Below are 18,576 nucleotides of genomic sequence, written 5' to 3'. Positions count from 1 at the left end.
CCAGAGATTTTGGGGACACTCGGCGGGGAAATTCGGGCAGATCTCGTGGGGATTACATGGCTGTGACGCGTTACACACCGTGACCGCTTCGCCCGATATTCCCGGGACAATACCAGACATTTGGCCACCTCCGCACCTTAAGACTCGCGCCCGCGCGATAACACAGTCATGGCTCATACGTAACCCCGCCCGGCGATGCGATTTTGAATTTCTCTGGGTAAATTCAATTGGTATGACTGCCGTACAAGCAGATCCGCAAATCGACCGTCCCACCGTGGCCGACGGAGCCGCACTGTGGCGGATGGCGAAGGACTCCAAGGTTCTGGACCTGAACTCGTCCTACAGCTATCTGCTGTGGTGCCGCGACTTCGCCGCCACGTCGGCCGTGGCGCGTGACGAGCACGGCGAGCCGATGGGCTTCATCACCGGGTACGTGCGGCCGGACAGCCCGCGCACCCTGCTGGTCTGGCAGGTGGCAGTGGACGAGGCCCACCGCGGGCGCGGGCTGGCCGCCACGATGCTCGACGGTCTGGTCGCCCGGACCGTGGCCGAGCGCGAGGTGACGACGGTGGAGACCACCATCACCCCGGACAACACCGCCTCGGAGCGCCTGTTCACGTCGTTCGCCGAGCGCCACGGCGCCCGGCTGGAGCGCGAGGTGCTCTTCGACACGGCCGTGTTCCCCGACGGGCCGCACGACCCCGAGGTCCTGTACCGCATCGGCCCTCTGCCCCACTGACTTCCCGCACCGCCCCCACTCCCGCACTCTTCCCCCACGTACCGAGGAGCGATCCGTCGTGACCATCACCCAGCCCGACCTGAGTGTCTTCGAGACCGTTGAGTCCGAGGTGCGCAGCTACTGCCGCGGCTGGCCCACCGTCTTCGACCGCGCCGTGGGCAGCCGCATGTACGACGAGGACGGCCATGAGTACCTCGACTTCTTCGCCGGAGCGGGGTCACTGAACTACGGGCACAACAACCCGGTTCTGAAACGCGCCCTGATCGACTACCTGGAGCGTGACGGCGTCACGCACGGGCTCGACATGTCGACCACCGCCAAGCGCACCTTCCTCGAGGCCTTCCAGAACCTGCTGCTGCGGCCGCGTGACCTGCCCTACAAGGTCATGTTCCCGGGCCCGACCGGCACCAACGCCGTGGAGGCCGCGCTGAAGCTGGCGCGGAAGGTGAAGGGGCGCGAGTCGATCGTGTCCTTCACCAACGCCTTCCACGGCATGTCGCTGGGCTCGCTGGCCGTGACCGGCAACGCCTTCAAGCGGGCCGGCGCCGGTATCCCGCTGGTGCACGGCACGCCCATGCCGTTCGACAACTACTTCGACGGCACGGTCGAGGACTTCCTGTGGTTCGAGCGACTGCTGGAGGACCAGGGCTCCGGCCTCAACAAGCCGGCCGCCGTGATCGTCGAGACCGTTCAGGGCGAGGGCGGCATCAACGTGGCCCGGCCCGAGTGGCTGCGCGCCCTGTCCGAGCTGTGCGAGCGGCAGGACATGCTGCTGATCGTCGACGACATCCAGATGGGCTGCGGCCGTACCGGCGCCTTCTTCTCCTTCGAGGAGGCGGGCATCGTGCCGGACATCGTCACCGTCTCGAAGTCGATCAGCGGCTACGGCATGCCGATGTCGCTGTGCCTGTTCAAGCCGGAGCTCGACGTCTGGGAGCCCGGTGAGCACAACGGCACGTTCCGCGGCAACAACCCCGCGTTCGTCACGGCCACCGCGACGCTCGAGACGTACTGGGCCGACGGCTCCGCGATGGAGAAGCAGACCCGCAAGCGCGGCGAGCAGGTCGAGCAGGCGCTGATCTCCATCACCGAGGAGAACCTGGCCGATGTGAAGGAGTACCGGGGCCGCGGCCTGGTGTGGGGCCTGGAGTTCCACGACAAGGAGCGCGCGAACAAGGTCGCCAAGCGCGCCTTCGAGCTGGGGCTGCTGATCGAGACGTCCGGTCCCGAGAGCGAGGTCGTCAAGATGCTCCCCGCCCTCACCATCACCCCCGAAGAGCTGGACGAGGGCCTGCGCACGCTGGCCCGCGCCGTCCGAGAGACCGCCTGACACACCAACCGAAGCAGCACCCACCTAGGAGGCATCGCAGCACCGTGATTGTCCGTTCGTTCAAGGAGATCGAAGGTACCGACCGGCACGTGAAGTCGGCGTCCGGTACGTGGGAGAGCAAACGCATCGTCCTTGCCAAGGAGAAGGTCGGCTTCTCCCTGCATGAGACGGTCCTGTACGCGGGTACGGAGACGTCGATGTGGTACGCGAACCACATCGAGGCCGTTGTCTGCGTGGAGGGTGAAGCGGAGCTGACCGACCACGAGACCGGGAAGTCGTACACGATCACGCCCGGCACCATGTACCTCCTGGACGGGCACGAGAAGCACACGCTGCGGATCAAGCAGGACTTCCGCTGCCTCTGCGTCTTCAACCCGCCTGTCACCGGACGGGAGGACCACGACGAGAACGGCGTATACCCGCTGCTCACCGAGGAGGTGTGACGCTTCATGACCGCCACCTACGACACCACCACCACCGGTATGCCGGATCTCTATCCGAGTCGTGGCGCCGCCGAGGTGCTGACGCCGCGACAGGACCCGGTCGTCTGGGGCGCGCCCGACGCCCCGGGCCCGGTGGCGCCGGCCGACCTGTTGTCGTTCGAGCGTGACGGATTCCTCGCCATCGACGAGCTGATCAGCGAGGACGAGGTCGCCGTCTACCGGAACGAGCTGAACCGGCTGGTGCACGACCCGGACATGCGGGCCGACGAGCGGTCGATCGTCGAGCCGAAGTCCAAGGAGATCCGTACGGTCTTCGAGGTGCACAGGATCAGCGAGGTGTTCGCCAGGCTGGTGCGCGATGAGCGTGTCGTCGGCCGGGCGCGGCAGATCCTCGGCTCGGACGTCTACGTCCACCAGTCGCGGATCAACGTCAAGCCGGGCTTCGGGGCCAGTGGCTTCTACTGGCACTCGGACTTCGAGACGTGGCACGCCGAGGACGGTCTGCCGCGGATGCGCACGGTGTCGGTCTCGATCGCGCTGACCGAGAACTACGACACCAACGGCGGTCTCATGATCATGCCGGGGTCGCACAAGACGTTCCTCGGGTGCTCGGGAGAGACGCCGAAGGACAACTACAAGAAGTCGCTGCAGATGCAGGACGCGGGCACGCCCTCGGACGAGGCGCTGAGCCAGATGGCCTCGCAGCACGGCATCAAGCTGTTCACGGGCAAGGCCGGTTCGGCGACCTGGTTCGACTGCAACGCCATGCACGGTTCCGGCGACAACATCACGCCGTTCCCGCGCAGCAACGTGTTCATCGTGTTCAACAGCGTGGAGAACACGGCGGTCGAGCCGTTCGCGGCGCCGGTCCGGCGACCAGAGTTCATTGGTGCTCGGGACTTCACACCGGTGCGGTGACGCACCCCCGGCCGGGGGTCCGGGGGTTGCCCCCGGGAAAGCACAGCATCGGTGCTCGGGACTTCACACCGGTGCGGTGACGCCCCTTTGAGCACCGGGCCGGGCCTCCTCGTGTGGGACGGGAGGTCCGGCCCGGTCATGTCCTCAGCCGGACAGGACGTCCAGGAGCCGGTCGACGTCCGCGGGGGTGTTGTAGAGGTGGAACGCGGCCCGTAGATTGCCGGCCCGGTCGGACACCTCGATGCCCGCCCGGCTCAGCTCGCCCTGCCGGTGGCCGAGCCCCGGCACGGACACGATCGCCGAGCCCGGCGCGGACACCGGCGCGTGGCCCAGCCCGTCGAGCCCGGCCCGGAAGCGGTCCGCGAGCGCGAGGTCGTGGGCGTGCACGGCGTCGACGCCGAGTTCCTCGAGCAGCGCCAGTGAGGCGCGCAGCCCGGCGTAGGTGAAGAGGGCCGGGCTGATGTCGAACCGCCGTGCGGAGTGGGCGAGTTGTTCGACGGGGCCGTAGCAGCTGTCCCAGGGGACCTCGCCGGCGACCCAGCCGGCGAGCAGCGGGGTGAGCCCGCCGAAGTCCTGCGGGGCGACGAAGAACGCGGCCCCGTGCGGCCCCATGAGCCATTTGAAGCCGACGGCGGCGAGGAAGTCGTCGGCGTCGGCCTCCATCGGCAGCCAGCCGGCGGACTGGGAGGCGTCGACGTAGGTGCGGGCCCCGTGTGCCCGGGCCGCCTCACGCACGGCCGGCAGATCGGCGAGCCGCCCGTCGGCGGACTGGACGGTGCTGACCGCGACGAGCGCGGTGCCGGGGCGGACCGACTCGGCGAGCCGCTCCAGCGGCACGGCGCGCACCTTGAGGTCGCCGCGCACATGGAACGGGTTCACCAGGGAGGCGAAGTCGCCCTCCGCCGTGAGGACTTCGGCACCGGCGGGCAGCGAGGCGGCGATCAGCGCGCCGTACTCGGCGACCGAGGCGCCGGTCGCGACGCGCTCGGCCGGCACCCCGGCCAGCCGGGCGAAGGAGGCGCGGGCGGCCTCCACGTCCTCGTACAGGGGACCCAGGGGCGTGCCCTCGGCCCGCATCCGCACCGCCTGGTGCAGGGCGGTGACGGTACGGGCGGGCAGCAGCCCGTTGCTCGCGGTGTTGAGGTAGGTGTGCTTCGGGGTGAACTCGGCGCGGACGAGGTTCTCGAAGGTCTCCATGGGACCACTCTGCGTCCCCGGGGAACCCCCCGTCCATTGCCGATAACTGCGCGATGTCGCTAAGAAGCGCTTATGGATACGCCCCGACCTGCGGTTTTCAGTGCTGGGGCACCGCACAGCCGTCCGGGCCACACGCGTCCGCGCCGTCCGCGCTGTCGATGGATCCGCTGTCGACGATCTTCAGCGGCGCGCGCTCGCCGAACGCCTGCGTCAGGGCCTGGGCGAAGACCTCGGCGGGCTGGGCGCCGGAGACGCCGTACTTGCGGTCGAGCACGAAGAACGGCACACCGTTCGCGCCGAGCTGCGCGGCCTCCCGCTCGTCGGCCCGGACCTCGGAGGCGTACGCCTCCGGGTCGGCGAGCACCGCACGGACGGCGTCCGCGTCGAGCCCGGCGGCCACGGCGAGCTCCACGAGCCGCTCGTCCTCGCCGAAGACGGAGCGCTCCTCGGCGAAGTTGGCCCGGTACAGCACGTCGAGCAGCTGCTCCTGGCGGCCGTGCTCCTTGGCGAGGTGGAGCAGGCGGTGCATGTCGAAGGTGCTGCCGTGATCGCGGCCCCGGGTGCGGTAGTCCAGCCCCTCGGCGGCGGCCTGCGCGCCCAGATTGTCCTCACCGGCCTCGGCCTGCGCGGCGCTCATCCCGTACTTCCTGGTGAGCATCGTGATCACGGGCTGGATGTCGTCCTTGGCGCGGCCCGGGTCCAGCTCGAAGGAACGGTGCACGACCTCGACCTCGTCGCGGTGCGGGAAGTCCCGCAGCGCCTTCTCGAAGCGGGCCTTGCCCACGTAGCACCAGGGGCAGGCGATGTCGCTCCAGATCTCGACGCGCATGTCTCGGCTCTCTCCAGCTCGTACGGGGTACGGAGACTCCCTCCGCCGAGTGCATGAACGTTCAAGCAGGCGGCTTCATTCCCCGGGCAGGGCGAACCGCATCCGCAGATGGTGATCGTCCTGACCGGCCGGCTCCGGTACCCATCCCTGGCGCCGGTAGAACCCCTGCGCCCGCCGGTTGTCCACGTGCACGTCCAGGGCCGCCGTCCGCTTGCCGTCGGCCTGCCACTCCTCTACGCAGGCGGTGTGCAGGGCGGCCCCGACTCCACGGCGCCAGTGCTCGGGATCGATGTGGAACTGGAACAGCTTCACCGTGTCCGCCGGGGAACCCTCGGGAGTGCGGAAGGAGGCCAGACCGATGATGCGGCCGGCCTCCACGACGCACAGCACGCGGCCGTCCGGCTGTGCGATGGCTCTGCTCCAAGAGGCGGTCCAGTCGGTGCCGTCCTGCGGCAGCCCGCCGGGGTAGTACGTCGCCCGGGCCTTCGCGTGCAGCGCGACGATCTCCGCCACCTCGGCGGGCAGCACGGTACGGATCACACGGCCTGGGATCACTCGGTCCTCGATCATGGAACGGAGGACGTGCCCGGGCAGAGCGCCGGTTCCCGTGCGGGCCTCAGCTGCCGTCGCGCAGGTCCTTCGGCCAGTTCGGGCGGAACTCGATGTGGTCGTAGGTCACCACGCAGCCCTCTCCCATCGGGGACTGCGTCATGAAGCCGACCAGGGCCGCGCCGGTCTCCTTCTCCTCGCCCAGGGTGAAGAGGCGGACGAAGGTCCAGTGTTCGCCGTCGCGGGAGGCGTGGAAGCCGAAGGCGCGGCCGGTGCGGCTGACCCGCAGCCAGACGGAACTGCCCTCGACCGTGAAGGAGTTGGCGTCGTCGGAGTGGCCCCGGGTGACGACCGTGCAGACGGTGGGGACGTCCGGGGAGTACTCCAGGCAGAGCTTGGCCCAGGCCCGCTCCCCGACATGCACGTAGAGCACGCCCGCGTCGAAGGCGGCACCGAACCCCACCGTGACCCGGGCGATCAGCTGGAAGTCCCCTTCGGGCGCCCCGAGCAGCCGCGGCGCGTCGGCGGCGGGGTCCAGCCCCTCCCCGGTGGGCGGCACGAACCGATCCTGCCTGGGCCCGGCCCACCCGGAGAGCACCCCGTCCTCATACGACCAGTGGCCATCAGGCCCATAAGTACGCAGCCCGAAAGGAAGTTCGGAAAGTTCCAGATCCATCCAACCAACTCTTTCAGGTCCGCCCCTCAGGGGCGCGGGGAACTGCGCGACTAGCCACGACGAACCGGCAGACCGCAGCTCACCGCACCCCCACGGCGCTACCGCTCCAAACGCCCGTTGAACCGCCGAGGCAGACCCAACGGGTTCTCGTCCCGAAGTTCCGCAGGAAGCAACGCGGACGGCGCGTTCTGATAAGCCACCGGCCGCAGCCACCGCTCGATCGCCGTACCACCCACGGACGTCGACGTCGACGTCGTCGCCGGGTAAGGCCCACCATGATGCTGCGCGGGCGCGACCGCCACACCCGTCGGCCACCCATTGACCAGCACACGCCCGGCCAGCGGCGTCAGCTCCGCGAGGATCTCGGAACCCCGGCCCTCCCCCGCAGCCTCCTCCTCGGAGAGCTGCACCGTCGCCGTGAGATTCCCCGGCAGACGCGACAGCACCGCCTTCACCTCGGCGTCGTCCTCGTAGCGGGCCACCACGGTGACCGGCCCGAAGCACTCCTCCAGGAGCAGGTCGTGCTCGCCCTCCGCGGCCAGCCTGCTCGCCGGGACGGTGAGGAAGCCCGCGCTGACGGTGTGCTCGCCGCCCGAGCCGGGCGTGACCGGGGACTCCACGTCGGACAGCCGCGCGCGCTCGGCGACACCGGCGACGAAGTTGTCGCGCATGCGGTGGTCGAGCAGGACTCCGGCGTCGGTGTCGCTGACGGCGTCGGTCAGGGACTTCAGCAGGGCGTCACCGGCGGCACCGGCGGGCGCGAGGACCAGGCCCGGCTTCACACAGAACTGGCCGACGCCCAGCGTCATCGACCCGGCGAGGCCCGCGCCGATCGCCTCGGCGCGCTCGGCGGCCGCGGCCTCGGTGACGACGACCGGGTTCAGGGAGCCCAGCTCGCCGTGGAAGGGGATCGGGACGGGGCGGGCGGCCGCCGCGTCGAAGAGGGCCCGGCCACCGCGCACCGAGCCGGTGAAGCCGGCCGCAGCGACCAGCGGGTGCTTGATCAGCTCGACGCCCGCCTCGAACCCGTGCACCAGCCCGACGACGCCCTCGGGGATGTCGTGCCGGGCGGCGGCACGGCGCAGCACCTTGGCGACGTACTCGGACAGGGCCGGGTGGTCCGGGTGGGCCTTGACGACGACCGGGCAGCCGGCCGCGAGGGCGCTCGCGGTGTCGCCGCCCGCGACCGAGAAGGCGAAGGGGAAGTTCGACGCCGAGTAGACGGCGACGACGCCCAGCGGCACCTTGTAGCGGCGCAGGTCCGGGATCGGCGGGGTCGCGGTGTCGTCGGGGTGGTTGATGACGACGTCGAGGAAGGCGCCCTCGTCGACTATGTCGGCGAAGGCCCGCAGCTGGTAGCAGGTGCGGGCGAGTTCGCCGGTCAGCCGGACCGGGCCGAGCGCGGACTCGGCGTCGGCGGTCTCGACGAGGCCGTCCTTGGCCGCCTGCAGCTCGTCGGCGGCGGTGCGCAGGAAGGCCGAGCGGACGGCGCGGTCGGCGAGTGCGCCCCGCGCCTCGTCCGCGGCCCGGACGGCGGCGTCCACCTCCTGGGCTGTGGCCTCCACCGCAACCTGCTCGCGCTGCTTCCCGGTTCGGGGGTCGACACTCCAGACTGGTGCTGCTGCCACCGCGGGTCCCTCCACATTCGTTGCCGCATGCAATGCCGCAGTATGTACGTCATCACCAGGGATGTTCGATATACTGAACGCTGTCTCTGATGATGAATGCTGTCGGAGACTATATCTCCAGCTTCTCGTCGAACGAAGGGGTCAAGGGCGATGTCGGCAGGCGAGACAGGCGGCGGTGCGCAGGTCAAGAGCGCGGTGCGGACCGTGGAACTGCTGGAGTACTTCGCGGGCCGTCCCGGCATGCACTCCCTGGCGGCGGTCCAGGAGGCCGTCGGGTATCCCAAGTCCAGCCTGTACATGCTGCTGCGCACCCTGGTCGAGCTGGGCTGGGTGGAGACGGACGCGACGGGCACGCGCTACGGCATCGGCGTCCGGGCTCTGCTGGTCGGCACGTCGTACATCGACGGCGACGAGGTGGTCGCGTCGGCCCGCCCGACCCTGGACCGGCTGTCGGACGACACCACGGAGACGATCCACCTGGCCCGGCTGGACGGCACCAACGTCGTCTACCTCGCCACCCGGCAGTCGCAGCACTATCTGCGCCCCTTCACCCGGGTCGGCCGCCGGCTGCCCGCGCACTCCACGTCCCTCGGCAAGGCGCTGCTGAGCACCTACTCGGACGAGCAGGTCCGCAAGATGCTCCCGGAGACGCTGCCCGCGCTGACCGAGCACACGATCACCGACCGGGAGAAGCTCATCGAGGAGCTGCGCCAGGTGCGGGAGCAGGGCTTCGCCGTGGACCGCGAGGAGAACACGCTGGGGCTGCGCTGCTTCGGCGTGGCGATCCCGTACCGCACTCCGGCGCGGGACGCGATCAGCTGCTCGGTGCCGGTGGCCCGGCTCACGCCGGCGCACGAACAGCTGGTGAAGGACGCGTTGTTCGACGCGCGGGACCGGCTGACACTGGCCACCCGTAGGCTCTGAGGCATGAATGTCGAGCTGCGTACGGTCCACGACAGCGATCTGCCGGTCTTCTTCCGGCAGATGAACGACCCCGAGGCGCTGCACATGGCGGCCTTCACACCCAAAGACCCGGCCGACCGGGACGCCTTCGACGCCCACTGGGCCAAGATCCTTTCCTCGTCCGCCGTCGTCCGCACGGTCCTGGCCGACGGCGACGTGGTCGGCAGCACGGCGGTCTACGGGGAGCCGGGCGAGCGCGAGGTGACGTACTGGATCGACCGCGCGTACTGGGGGAAGGGCATCGCGACCGAGGCCCTGCGAACGCTGATCACGGAGGTGGACGACCGTCCTCTCTACGCGCGGGCGGCTTCGGACAACGTGGGGTCGCTGCGCGTCCTGGAGAAGTGCGGGTTCCGTACCGTGGCGTCGGCCACGGGGTACGCCCAGGCCCGGGGTGCCGAGATCGACGAGACGGTGCTGCTCCTGGAGGGCTGAGAAGCCCCCTGCGGGTCTCCCCCGTCCGGCGGAGGCGGATCGTCGCCGCTGAGGACGTGCCGTCCGTCTCCCGCGCGGGAGCCTGATCGCATGACGCAGTCGATCGCTCCCCTCACCGCTCCTTGCCCCGCCGTCCTTTCGAGCCGCCCCCGGCGGATTCTGCGTGCCGTCGCCGTCCTCTCCTGCCTGCCGTACCTCGGGCTCAAGGCCGCGTGGATCGCCGGGAGCCACATCGGCATCCCCGAGGGGAGCGCCCTGCTCGACGACCGGGTCGGCATGGCCGTGATCAACGGTCTCTCCGTGCTGCTGGACAGCGCGGTGATCGTGCTGGCGCTGGTGCTGACCCGGCCGTGGGGGCTGAAGGTGCCCGCGTGGCTGCTGGCGTTCCCCGTCTGGGTCGCCACCGGGCTGCTCGCACCGATCATGACCGGGTTCCCGGCGCAGCTGGTCGTGAAGGCGTTCGACAGCGGGGCCGCACCGGCCGCCCAGGGCCATGACTCCTTCCTCCACGCCTGGGTGTTCACCGTGGTGTACACCGGGTTCATTCTCCAAGGGATCGCGCTCGGTGCCCTGTTCGTGCTCTATGGCCGTGACCGCTGGGGGCACCTGTGGCGCGGCCGGGTGTGGGAACTGCCCGTCGGGGTGATCGGGACCGCCCACCGCGCGCTGGCCGTCGCGGCCGCCGTACTCGCCCTGCCGCCGCTCACCGTCCATCTGCTGTGGGCCTGCGGTGTCACCGCCGGGCTCAGCGAGGGCCGGGCGGCGGACCGCACCGCCGACTTCTACGTCCTGGAGGCCGTGCACGTGCTGTTCCTCCTCGCGGCCGTCGCCGGCGGCTTCCTGCTGGCGTTCCGGCGCGGCCGGGTCCTGCCCGTGGCGGTGCCGCTCGGGCTCGCCTGGGTCGGCTCGGGTGCCGTGGCCTGCTGGGGCGGCTGGCTGTCGCTGGCCTCCCTCGGCGGTGTGGAGGACCTCGCCGACCGCCCGACGCCGCTGATGAGCCTCGCCTACGCTGGGCAGATGCTCGTCGGCTTCCTCGTCGCCGCCATCGGCGTCTACTGGTTCGCGGAGCGCTCGGCCGGGGCCGCACGGCGGGCGGCGTGAGACAGGCCGCCCGGCTCCTGTTCGGCCGGCGGGCACGGTTGCGCTGGGTCCATCTGATCCTCGGCGGCGCGCTCGCCATGCCGTATGTGCTGGTGGGCTCGGTGATCATCGGCCCGGCCACCGGCGGCACCGACGTCTTCGGGTCTTTTCCCCTCCAGCTCGCCTCGTTCGGCGCGGGGCTGCCGATCGCCGCCGTCACGTCCGTCTTTCCGCTGACCCGGCCGCTGGAAGCCGCCGCCGTGCGCTGGCTGTGCGGTGTCGACGCGGACCGGCTCGCCTTCGGACCGGCCGGGACGCGGGGCGAGAAGGGGCGTACGGCGGCCTGGTTCACGCTCCATCTCGGGCTCGGCGGGATCATCGCGGGGATGTCGCTGGCCGTGCCGCCGTTCGCCGTCGCGGTGATCGCGCTGCCGCTCATGGCGGGACTGCGCGGCATGCCGTCCGGGGTGCCCGAAGTCCTCGACCACGCCTGGGCCTTGGTGCTCGCGCCGGTCGCGGGCGCGGCGATGCTCGTCGCCCTCGCGGGCTGCGCGGCCGGGTGCGGTGCGCTGCTGGCCCGCTGGGCGCCTGACCTGCTCGGCCCGTCTCCCGAGGGCCGGCTGGCCGCTGCCGAGGCCCGCGCCGCCGACCTCGCCGTGCGCAATCGGCTGGCGCGGGAGCTGCACGACTCGGTCGGTCATGCGCTGAGCGCGGTCACCCTCCAGGCGAGCGCGGCCCGCCGGGTCCTCGACTCCGACCCGGAGTTCGTCCGTGAGGCTCTCGCCGCGATCGAGGACACGACCCGGCGTACCGTCGGCGAACTCGACGCCGTGCTGGGTGTGCTGCGCGAGGGCGACGGCCCCGGCACGGCCCCGGCGCCCACCCTCGCCGGCGACCTCGACGGCCTGCTGTCCCGTACCCGGGCGGGCGGGGCCCGGGTGACGGCCACGGTCGGCGCCGACCCGGAGACGCTGCCTCCACTGCTGTCCCGCGAGGCCTACCGCATCGTGCAGGAGGGGCTGAGCAACGCCCTCAGGCACGCCGGTCACCGGGTCGCCGTGGACGTACGGATCGCGGTGGCGGACGGAGGGCTGGAGATCACCGTGGAGAATCCGGTGACCGGCCCCGCGCCCTCCCGGCCCGGCGGCGGCCACGGGCTGCGCGGCATCGCGGACCGGGCCAGGCTGCTGGGCGGGACGTCGACGGCCGGACCGACCGCCGCACAGACCTGGCGACTGCGCGTGCGCCTGCCGATGGAGGGGCCTGTATGACGGGCCCGTAGGAAGCCCCGCACTAAGGCCCGCGACGAAGGGATCCGCATGACCCGCCCGGCAACCGTCCGTGTCGTCCTCGCCGACGACGAGCGCATGGTGCGCACCGCGCTGCGCGCCATCCTCTCCGCCGAGCCGGACCTGGAGGTGGTGGGCGAGGCGGCCACCGGTGCCGAGGCCGTGTCGGTCGTACGGGACCTGCGGCCGGACGTCGTCCTCATGGACGTCCGCATGCCGGAGATCGACGGCATCCGCGCCACCGAGCAGATCCTGGCCACGCTGGACGAGCCGCCCCGGATCGTCGTCGTGACGACCTTCGAGAACGACTCCTACGTGTACGACGCACTGCGCGCCGGAGCCGCCGGGTTCCTGCTGAAGCGGGCGGACGCCGACTCGCTCGTGCAGGCGGTCCGGCTGGTGGCGCGCAGCGACAGCCTGCTCTTCCCGGCGGCCGTCCGCACCCTCGCGACCGAGCACGCACGTGCCCACCCCGCGCCGCCCGCGTGGGTGGCGAGGCTCACGGGCCGCGAGCGGGAGGTCCTGCGGCACATGGCCGCCGGGCTGACCAACGCGGAGATCGCCCGCCGGATGGAGGTCGGCCCCGCCACGGTGAAATCGCATGTGGCGGCGGTCCTGGCCAAGACGGGCACCCGGGACCGCACACAGGCGGTCATCGCGGCGTACGAGGCGGGGTTTCTGAACGCCGGATGAGAAAACGGACGGGCGGGAACGATCCGCCCCTCCTGGCTCGTCCTCATGTTCGGGATGAACAAGACGATCAGGCGCGCATCGGTCTTCGCGCTGCTCCTTGTGTTCGCTCTGCTGGTCAGGGCGACCTGGGTGCAGTTCTACGACGGCCAGGCGCTCGCAGACGACAAGGACAACCGGCGGAACGCCATCGAGACGTACTCGGCGCCGCTCGGGAACATCATCGTGGGCGGCCGGTCGGTCACCGGCTCGGCCAAGACGAAGACAGGCGACCTCAAGTACAAGCGCACGTACACGGACGGTGAGCGGTACGCGGCGGTGACGGGCTACGCCTCGCAGGCGTATGCGCCGACCCAGCTGGAGGGCATCTACACCGACCTCCTGAACGGCACGGACAACCGTCTGAAGTCGGTGATGGACACCGTCACCAACCAGCGGGCCGAGCCGGGCAACGTGGTCACCACGGTCGACCCGGATGTGCAGAAGGCGGGGATCGACGCGCTCGGCGACAAGAAGGGCGGCGCCGTCGCCATCGACCCGAAGACCGGGAAGATCCTCGCGGTCGTGTCGACGCCGTCGTACGACCCCTCGTCGCTGACGGACGCCAACACCGCGGGGGTGGCCTGGAAGAAGCTGACGAGCGACCCGGAGAAGCCGCTGACCAACCGCGCCCTGCGGCAGCCGCTGCCGCCCGGCTCGACGTTCAAGCTGGTCGTGGCCGCGGCGGCGCTGGAGGACGGGCTGTACGAGTCGGTGGACGACAAGACCGACAGCCCGGACCCGTACACGCTGCCGGGCACCAGCAAGGAGCTGTCGAACGAGAACCCGAGCGCGCCCTGCACGAACGCCACGATCCGCACGGCGCTGCAGTACTCGTGCAACAACGTCTTCGCGAAGATGGCCGTGCAGCTGGGCCAGGACAAGGTGAAGGCGATGGCGGAGAAGTTCGGCTTCAACGACAACCAGCTGGATGTGCCGGTCCGGGCCTACACGAGTGTGTACCCCTCGGACATGTACCCGTCGCAGACCGCCCTGACGGGCATCGGCCAGTTCGACGTCACCGCGACCCCGCTGCAGATGGCCATGGTGTCGGCGGCCATCGCCAACGGCGGCAAGCTGGTCTCGCCGCACATGGTGTCGCAGATCACCAACAGCGGCGGTGATGTGCTGCAGGACTACGACGACGAGGCGGACTCGAAGGAGATCGTCAGCTCTTCGACCGCCGAGCAGTTGCAGTCGGCGATGCAGACGGTGGTGAACAAGGGCACCGGCTCGAACGCGCAGATCGCGGGCGCGACGGTCGGCGGCAAGACGGGTACGGCCCAGCACGGCGAGAACAACAGCCAGGTGCCGTACGCCTGGTTCACCTCCTACGGGAAGTCCGACTCGTCGGGCAAGGAGGTCGCCGTGGCGGTCATGGTCGAGCAGTCGAACGCCGCCCGTTCGGAGGTCAGCGGCAACGGCCTGGCGGCTCCGGTCGCCAGGGCGATGATGGAAGCGGCGCTCAAGGACTGATCCTCCGACTGAACCTTCGCCGTACGAAAGCCGTCTCTACAGACAGACGGGCCGCCCCCTTCCCCCCGGGGGCGGCCCTTCGTCTTGGCCCAGGCGTCACTTGGCTCCGAGCAGCTGCTCGATGGGGTCGATCGCGAAATACACGAGGAACAGCGCCGAGGTCCCCCACAGCAGCCAGTGGACCTCCTTGGCCTTGCCGAGCACGGTCTTGATGACGACGTAGGCGAGGAAGCCGGCGCCGATGCCGTTGGTGATGGAGTAGGTGAACGGCATCACGGCGATGGTGAGGAACGCGGGGATGGCGATGTCGTAGCGGTCCCAGTCGATGTGCTTGACCTGGGTCATCATCAGGAAGCCGACGGCGACCAGGGCCGGGGCGGCCGCCTGGAGCGGGACGATGGTGAGCAGCGGGGTCAGGAACAGCGCGAGGCCGAACAGGCCGCCGGTGACGAGGTTGGAGAAGCCGGTGCGCGAGCCCTCGCCGACGCCGGCCGCCGACTCGATGTAGGAGGTCGCCGAGGAGGCGGAGGCCGCGCCGCCCGCGACCGCCGCGGCACCGTCGATGAGCAGCACCCGGCCGAGGTTCGGGACCTTGCCGTCCTCGTCCAGCAGGCCGGCCTCGGCGCTGACGCCGACGACGGTGCCCATGGTGTCGAAGAAGTCGGACAGGATCAGGGTGAAGATCAGCAGGACGACCGTGATGACGCCGACGCCGGGGGCGCTGAACGCGCCGAACAGGTCGAAGTCGCCGATGAGTCCGAAGTCGGGGGTGTCGACGAGGTTGCCGGGCCAGGACGGTGTGGTCAGGCCCCAGGTCTTGATGTCGGCGATGGAGTTGATCACCAGGGCCACGGCCGTCATGCCGACGATGCTGATGAGGATGGCGCCCTTGACCTTGCGGGCGAGCAGGCCGATCGTCAGCAGCACGCCGAGACAGAAGACGAGCATCGGCCAGCCGGCGAGGGTGCCGGTGCCGCCGAGCTGAACGGGCACGGTGGTGTTCGCGGCGTCCGGGATGCGGCTGACGAACCCGGCGTCGACGAAGCCGATGAAGGCGATGAACAGGCCGATGCCGACGCTGATCGCCTGCTTGAGCGGCTGGGGTATGGCGTGCATGACGGCCTCGCGCAGACCGGTCACCACCAGCACGCAGATCAGCAGGCCTTCGAGGACGATCAGGCCCATCGCGTCGTCCCAGCTCATCAGCGGGGCGATCTGGAAGGCCACCACGGCGTTCAGGCCGAGTCCGGCGGCGAGTGCGAGGGGCAGATTGCCGCCCACGCCCATGATGATCGTCATGACCGCGGCCACCAGGGCGGTGGCGGTGGTGAGCTGGACAGCGTCCAGCTGGTGCCCGAACTTGTCCTTCGCGCTGCCCAGGATGATGGGATTCAGGACAAGGATGTAGGCCATCGTGAAGAACGTGGCGAACCCGCCGCGGATCTCACGGCCGAAGGTGGACCCCCGCTCGGAGATCTTGAAGAACCGGTCGACGCTGTTCACCGGTGGTGGTGCGGCGTCGGACCGGTCGGCCACCTTCTGCGCTTCGGACATGACGAGTGCTCCTTGTTGCCTGGGTGATCGGTGTGCGGGTGCTGGCTGGATTTTCCTCGTGTTGAACCACGTTCAGGTTTTCTTCGTGTTACGGATTCGAAGTCCGGCCTGCCATACGCCGTTCGAAGCTCCGTACGAACCATCCTGACGAACGCTGCTACGCTTCCCGATCTCGTCCGGGCCTCCCCCGGATGATCACATGTCATCTACATGACACGCACAGGGCCCCGTCCGGGAGTGCCCGAAGCCGCTGCGAGGAGAGATCGCCCGTGGGCACAGTCGTCGACGACGCCGCCTCCGTGGAGTTCCACGCCTTCTTCGAGCGCCACTACGCCGAACTGTCCCGCCTGGCCTATCTGCTGACGGGCGAGTCGGACACCGCCGACGACCTTGCGGCGGACGCGTTACTGGCGCTGTGGCACCGCTGGGACCGGGTGCGCGCCGCCGACCATCCGGCGGCGTACGCCCGCGGTGTGGTCGCCAACCTGGCCCGCACCCGCATCCGCAGCGCCGTGCGCGAGCGGCGGCGCGTCGCCCTGTTCTGGTCGCAGCGCGAGGAGAACATCGAGAACCCGGACGTCGCGGGCGTGGTCGACGTCCAGGAGGCGCTGCGCAGGCTGCCGTTCCGCAAGCGGGCCTGTGTGGTGCTGCGGCACGCCTTCGACCTGTCGGAGAAGGACACCGCGCTCGCCCTCGGCGTCTCGGTGGGTACGGTGAAGAGCCAGACCTCGAAGGGAATGGCCGAACTCCAGCGGCTGCTGGGCACACAGGGAGTGCCGCAGCGGATGCACGCGACTGTGGGAGCGCCCCGTTGCGCGCCCGCCGTGGAGGGATTGCGCACCGGTGAGGGCGGAGGGAGGGACCGATGACCGTCCGGCGGGACGTGCACGAGGAGCTGCGCGCCCGGCTGCACGAGGCGGCCGGTGGGCACGAGCCCGACCGGGAGAGCATCCTGGCCCGGGTCGAGCGCGGCATGGCCGGTCCGGCCGCGTCCGCCCATCGGGCCACGCGTCCGCCGGTGTTCGGCTGGATGCGGGTGGCCGGTGCGACCGCCGCGGTGGCGGGCGTGCTGGCGGTGGGCGGTTACGCGGTGGCGTCCGCGGTGAAGGACGAGGCCGCCCCGCCGCAGCAGGAGGTGGCGACGTCACCGACGCCCACGCCGTCGCCGGAGGCGACGAGCCGGGCCCCCGTGCCACCGGTGGATCCCACTCCGACCTCCTCGCCCGAGCGCCGCGAGTCCGCCCCGCCGCCCTCCGGGAAGCCGAGCGCCCCGGTCACCGCGCGGCCGCCCGCCGCCACCGAGGACGGGCCGCTGTGGTCGGACGGCTCGGTCGACCCGCACAGCAACGACTTCTGGGCGCAGAGCAACATCACGATCAAGACCCGCGAGGAACTGACGGCGCTGACCGTGCGGTTGAGCGTCGACCAGACCGGCGGGGTCTCCGACGCGGGCGCCTGGCGGTCGCTGCCCGAGAACGACTTCACCCTCACGGTGGGCAAGCGGGACGGCGCCCTCGTCTACACCTGGACCCTCAAGGAGGGCCGTAAGGTCCCGGCGGGCGAGTGGGTGTTCGCGGGCCAGTTCGACCACGAGCGAGGCGGCCGTGACGCCGGCGCCGACCGTTACTCGGTGGCGGCCGCCGCCGGTTCGCAGCGGCTGTCCGTGGGCGGCGGCTTCGCGGCCGTGGACGACGCCGAAGACGACTCGTGAGAAATTCCTGAAGCCGCGGCAACCCTTTCCTCACGGGTGGCGACCACCAGGCGCAAGACTCACCCCCCATTGAGGAATCGGTACATGACTGCACCAGCAGAACAGCGCGTCCGCCATCGCCGCAGCGTCGCCAAGCGGCGGGGTCTGATCGCCGGGCTGTCCGCGTTCGGCATCACGGGAGCGGCGATCGTCACCACGTCGATGCTGTCCACCGCGGGCGCCGCGTCCTCCTGGCCCTCGGACACGGGCAGCAAGCCCGTGTCGAAGACCATCCCGGTCTCCGGTGTGCACGACGGCGGGATGAAGAAGTTCTACGGCAGCGGCGCGCTCGGCGGCGACAGCCAGGACGAGGGCCAGGACCCGCTCTTCGAGCTGGCGGACGGCGCGACGCTGAAGAACGTCATCATCGGCACCCCGGCCGCGGACGGCGTGCACTGCAAGGGCAGTTGCACGCTGCAGAACGTGTGGTGGCTGGACGTCGGCGAGGACGCGGCCAGCTTCAAGGGCAAGTCCGCCTCGGCGGTGTACAAGGTGATCGGCGGCGGCGCGAAGAACGCCGACGACAAGGTGTTGCAGTTCAACGGCGCCGGCACGCTGAACGTGTCGGGCTTCCAGGTGCAGAACGCCGGCAAGCTGGTCCGTTCCTGCGGCAATTGCGGGACGCAGTACAAGCGCACGGTCGTGCTCAACGACATCGACGTGACGGCGCCGATGAACTCGATCGTCGGCGTGAACGAGAACTACGGCGACACGGCCACGCTGTCGAAGATCCGCATCCACGGCGACAGCAAGAAGAAGATCAAGACGTGTGTGCGCTTCACGGGCAACAACACGGGCAAGGAGCCCACGGAGCTGAAGCCGCCCGGCCCGGACGGCAAGACCTGCAAGTTCAAGGCCTCGGACATCAGCTACCAGTGAGGCAACAATCCATGTGATCTCCGGCCCGCCCGAATCATCCCTCGGGCGGGCCGGACGCCGGACGTCCGGGCCCCCAGTCGGACCTCCGGCACCCGACCCTCCGGAGCCCCCC

General features: G+C 70.3%; 19 protein-coding genes. 13 read left to right on the top strand and 6 right to left on the bottom strand.

Annotation, left to right across the window (positions count from 1 at the left end; all coding sequences use genetic code 11):
* Positions 1-232: 232 nt before the first annotated feature.
* The 4 genes from ectA to thpD are packed head-to-tail and all read left to right on the top strand — an operon-like array spanning position 233 to position 3,430.
* Positions 233-739, top strand: a complete 507-nt coding sequence (gene ectA / locus ACWIF2_RS18935) for a diaminobutyrate acetyltransferase (protein WP_454361654.1) — start codon at positions 233-235, stop codon at positions 737-739.
* Positions 740-797: 58 nt separating this feature from the next.
* Positions 798-2,069: a diaminobutyrate--2-oxoglutarate transaminase gene (ectB, locus tag ACWIF2_RS18930; protein WP_215122286.1), complete on the top strand. Its 1,272-nt coding sequence runs from the start codon at positions 798-800 to the stop codon at positions 2,067-2,069.
* A 44-nt stretch (positions 2,070-2,113) separates the two neighbouring features.
* Positions 2,114-2,512 (top strand): ectoine synthase, encoded by a 399-nt coding sequence (locus ACWIF2_RS18925; protein WP_184599670.1) that lies wholly within the window; start codon positions 2,114-2,116, stop codon positions 2,510-2,512.
* A 6-nt stretch (positions 2,513-2,518) separates the two neighbouring features.
* Positions 2,519-3,430: an ectoine hydroxylase gene (thpD, locus tag ACWIF2_RS18920; protein WP_454361653.1), complete on the top strand. Its 912-nt coding sequence runs from the start codon at positions 2,519-2,521 to the stop codon at positions 3,428-3,430.
* A 144-nt stretch (positions 3,431-3,574) separates the two neighbouring features.
* On the opposite strand, the gene ACWIF2_RS18915 is transcribed toward thpD, so the two are convergent.
* The 5 genes from ACWIF2_RS18915 to ACWIF2_RS18895 form a co-directional block, all read right to left on the bottom strand.
* Entirely contained in the window at positions 3,575-4,627 is a 1,053-nt protein-coding gene (locus tag ACWIF2_RS18915) for an aminotransferase class V-fold PLP-dependent enzyme (protein ID WP_454361652.1), read from the bottom strand.
* 97 nt (positions 4,628-4,724) lie between these two features.
* Positions 4,725-5,456 carry a DsbA family oxidoreductase gene (locus ACWIF2_RS18910; RefSeq protein ID WP_454361651.1) on the bottom strand — a complete coding sequence of 244 codons (732 nt, stop codon included), beginning with the start codon at positions 5,454-5,456 and terminating at the stop codon, positions 4,725-4,727.
* Positions 5,457-5,531: 75 nt separating this feature from the next.
* Positions 5,532-6,026 (bottom strand): N-acetyltransferase family protein, encoded by a 495-nt coding sequence (locus ACWIF2_RS18905; RefSeq protein ID WP_454361650.1) that lies wholly within the window; start codon positions 6,024-6,026, stop codon positions 5,532-5,534.
* Between the two features lie 46 nt (positions 6,027-6,072).
* Positions 6,073-6,681 (bottom strand): DUF1349 domain-containing protein, encoded by a 609-nt coding sequence (locus ACWIF2_RS18900; protein ID WP_311124971.1) that lies wholly within the window; start codon positions 6,679-6,681, stop codon positions 6,073-6,075.
* A 98-nt stretch (positions 6,682-6,779) separates the two neighbouring features.
* Positions 6,780-8,309 carry an aldehyde dehydrogenase (NADP(+)) gene (locus ACWIF2_RS18895; protein WP_454361649.1) on the bottom strand — a complete coding sequence of 510 codons (1,530 nt, stop codon included), beginning with the start codon at positions 8,307-8,309 and terminating at the stop codon, positions 6,780-6,782.
* A gap of 150 nt (positions 8,310-8,459) precedes the next feature.
* On the opposite strand from ACWIF2_RS18895, the gene ACWIF2_RS18890 reads away from it, so the two are divergent.
* The 6 genes from ACWIF2_RS18890 to ACWIF2_RS18865 all read left to right on the top strand — a co-directional run bounded on the left by ACWIF2_RS18890 (position 8,460) and on the right by ACWIF2_RS18865 (position 14,281).
* Positions 8,460-9,233, top strand: a complete 774-nt coding sequence (locus tag ACWIF2_RS18890; RefSeq protein WP_193480774.1) for an IclR family transcriptional regulator — start codon at positions 8,460-8,462, stop codon at positions 9,231-9,233.
* A gap of 3 nt (positions 9,234-9,236) precedes the next feature.
* Positions 9,237-9,707, top strand: coding sequence for a GNAT family N-acetyltransferase (locus tag ACWIF2_RS18885; protein ID WP_454361648.1), 471 nt, complete (start codon positions 9,237-9,239; stop codon positions 9,705-9,707).
* 90 nt (positions 9,708-9,797) lie between these two features.
* Positions 9,798-10,808 carry a hypothetical protein gene (locus ACWIF2_RS18880; protein ID WP_454361647.1) on the top strand — a complete coding sequence of 337 codons (1,011 nt, stop codon included), beginning with the start codon at positions 9,798-9,800 and terminating at the stop codon, positions 10,806-10,808.
* Positions 10,805-12,058 (top strand): sensor histidine kinase, encoded by a 1,254-nt coding sequence (locus ACWIF2_RS18875; protein ID WP_454361646.1) that lies wholly within the window; start codon positions 10,805-10,807, stop codon positions 12,056-12,058. The genes ACWIF2_RS18880 and ACWIF2_RS18875 overlap by 4 nt, the downstream gene beginning before the upstream one ends.
* Before the next feature lie 48 nt (positions 12,059-12,106).
* Positions 12,107-12,769: a response regulator gene (locus ACWIF2_RS18870; protein ID WP_454361645.1), complete on the top strand. Its 663-nt coding sequence runs from the start codon at positions 12,107-12,109 to the stop codon at positions 12,767-12,769.
* A gap of 54 nt (positions 12,770-12,823) precedes the next feature.
* Entirely contained in the window at positions 12,824-14,281 is a 1,458-nt protein-coding gene (locus ACWIF2_RS18865) for a peptidoglycan D,D-transpeptidase FtsI family protein (protein WP_454361644.1), read from the top strand.
* Positions 14,282-14,377: 96 nt separating this feature from the next.
* Here ACWIF2_RS18865 and ACWIF2_RS18860 read toward each other — a convergent pair whose 3' ends face one another.
* Positions 14,378-15,835 carry an NCS2 family permease gene (locus tag ACWIF2_RS18860; RefSeq protein WP_454361643.1) on the bottom strand — a complete coding sequence of 486 codons (1,458 nt, stop codon included), beginning with the start codon at positions 15,833-15,835 and terminating at the stop codon, positions 14,378-14,380.
* 269 nt (positions 15,836-16,104) lie between these two features.
* On the opposite strand from ACWIF2_RS18860, the gene ACWIF2_RS18855 reads away from it, so the two are divergent.
* The 3 genes from ACWIF2_RS18855 to ACWIF2_RS18845 all read left to right on the top strand — a co-directional run bounded on the left by ACWIF2_RS18855 (position 16,105) and on the right by ACWIF2_RS18845 (position 18,464).
* Complete coding sequence (locus tag ACWIF2_RS18855) at positions 16,105-16,704, top strand: SigE family RNA polymerase sigma factor (RefSeq protein WP_454361642.1); 600 nt, start codon at positions 16,105-16,107, stop codon at positions 16,702-16,704.
* Positions 16,701-17,546: a hypothetical protein gene (locus ACWIF2_RS18850; RefSeq protein WP_454361641.1), complete on the top strand. Its 846-nt coding sequence runs from the start codon at positions 16,701-16,703 to the stop codon at positions 17,544-17,546. The genes ACWIF2_RS18855 and ACWIF2_RS18850 overlap by 4 nt, the downstream gene beginning before the upstream one ends.
* A gap of 84 nt (positions 17,547-17,630) precedes the next feature.
* Positions 17,631-18,464 (top strand): pectate lyase, encoded by an 834-nt coding sequence (locus tag ACWIF2_RS18845; RefSeq protein WP_454361640.1) that lies wholly within the window; start codon positions 17,631-17,633, stop codon positions 18,462-18,464.
* Positions 18,465-18,576 lie beyond the last annotated feature (112 nt).

This window comes from Streptomyces sp. NPDC055506 (assembly GCF_053643595.1).
Note: the sequence above shows the minus strand (reverse complement) of the source record. Positions and strands in the feature narration are given on the sequence as shown.

Bases quoted from the DNA above. Each gene is read 5' to 3' on its own strand.
- ACWIF2_RS18910 (WP_454361651.1), bottom strand. From the start codon at position 5,456: ATGCGCGTCGAGATCTGGAGCGACATCGCCTGCCCCTGGTGCTACGTG.
- ACWIF2_RS18845 (WP_454361640.1), top strand. From the start codon at position 17,631: ATGACTGCACCAGCAGAACAGCGCGTCCGCCATCGCCGCAGCGTCGCC.
- ACWIF2_RS18915 (WP_454361652.1), bottom strand. From the start codon at position 4,627: ATGGAGACCTTCGAGAACCTCGTCCGCGCCGAGTTCACCCCGAAGCAC.
- ACWIF2_RS18865 (WP_454361644.1), top strand. From the start codon at position 12,824: ATGAACAAGACGATCAGGCGCGCATCGGTCTTCGCGCTGCTCCTTGTG.
- ACWIF2_RS18885 (WP_454361648.1), top strand. From the start codon at position 9,237: ATGAATGTCGAGCTGCGTACGGTCCACGACAGCGATCTGCCGGTCTTC.
- ACWIF2_RS18870 (WP_454361645.1), top strand. From the start codon at position 12,107: ATGACCCGCCCGGCAACCGTCCGTGTCGTCCTCGCCGACGACGAGCGC.
- ACWIF2_RS18850 (WP_454361641.1), top strand. From the start codon at position 16,701: ATGACCGTCCGGCGGGACGTGCACGAGGAGCTGCGCGCCCGGCTGCAC.
- ACWIF2_RS18860 (WP_454361643.1), bottom strand. From the start codon at position 15,835: ATGTCCGAAGCGCAGAAGGTGGCCGACCGGTCCGACGCCGCACCACCA.
- ACWIF2_RS18900 (WP_311124971.1), bottom strand. From the start codon at position 6,681: ATGGATCTGGAACTTTCCGAACTTCCTTTCGGGCTGCGTACTTATGGG.
- ectA (WP_454361654.1), top strand. From the start codon at position 233: ATGACTGCCGTACAAGCAGATCCGCAAATCGACCGTCCCACCGTGGCC.
- ACWIF2_RS18880 (WP_454361647.1), top strand. From the start codon at position 9,798: ATGACGCAGTCGATCGCTCCCCTCACCGCTCCTTGCCCCGCCGTCCTT.
- thpD (WP_454361653.1), top strand. From the start codon at position 2,519: ATGACCGCCACCTACGACACCACCACCACCGGTATGCCGGATCTCTAT.
- ACWIF2_RS18905 (WP_454361650.1), bottom strand. From the start codon at position 6,026: ATGATCGAGGACCGAGTGATCCCAGGCCGTGTGATCCGTACCGTGCTG.
- ACWIF2_RS18890 (WP_193480774.1), top strand. From the start codon at position 8,460: ATGTCGGCAGGCGAGACAGGCGGCGGTGCGCAGGTCAAGAGCGCGGTG.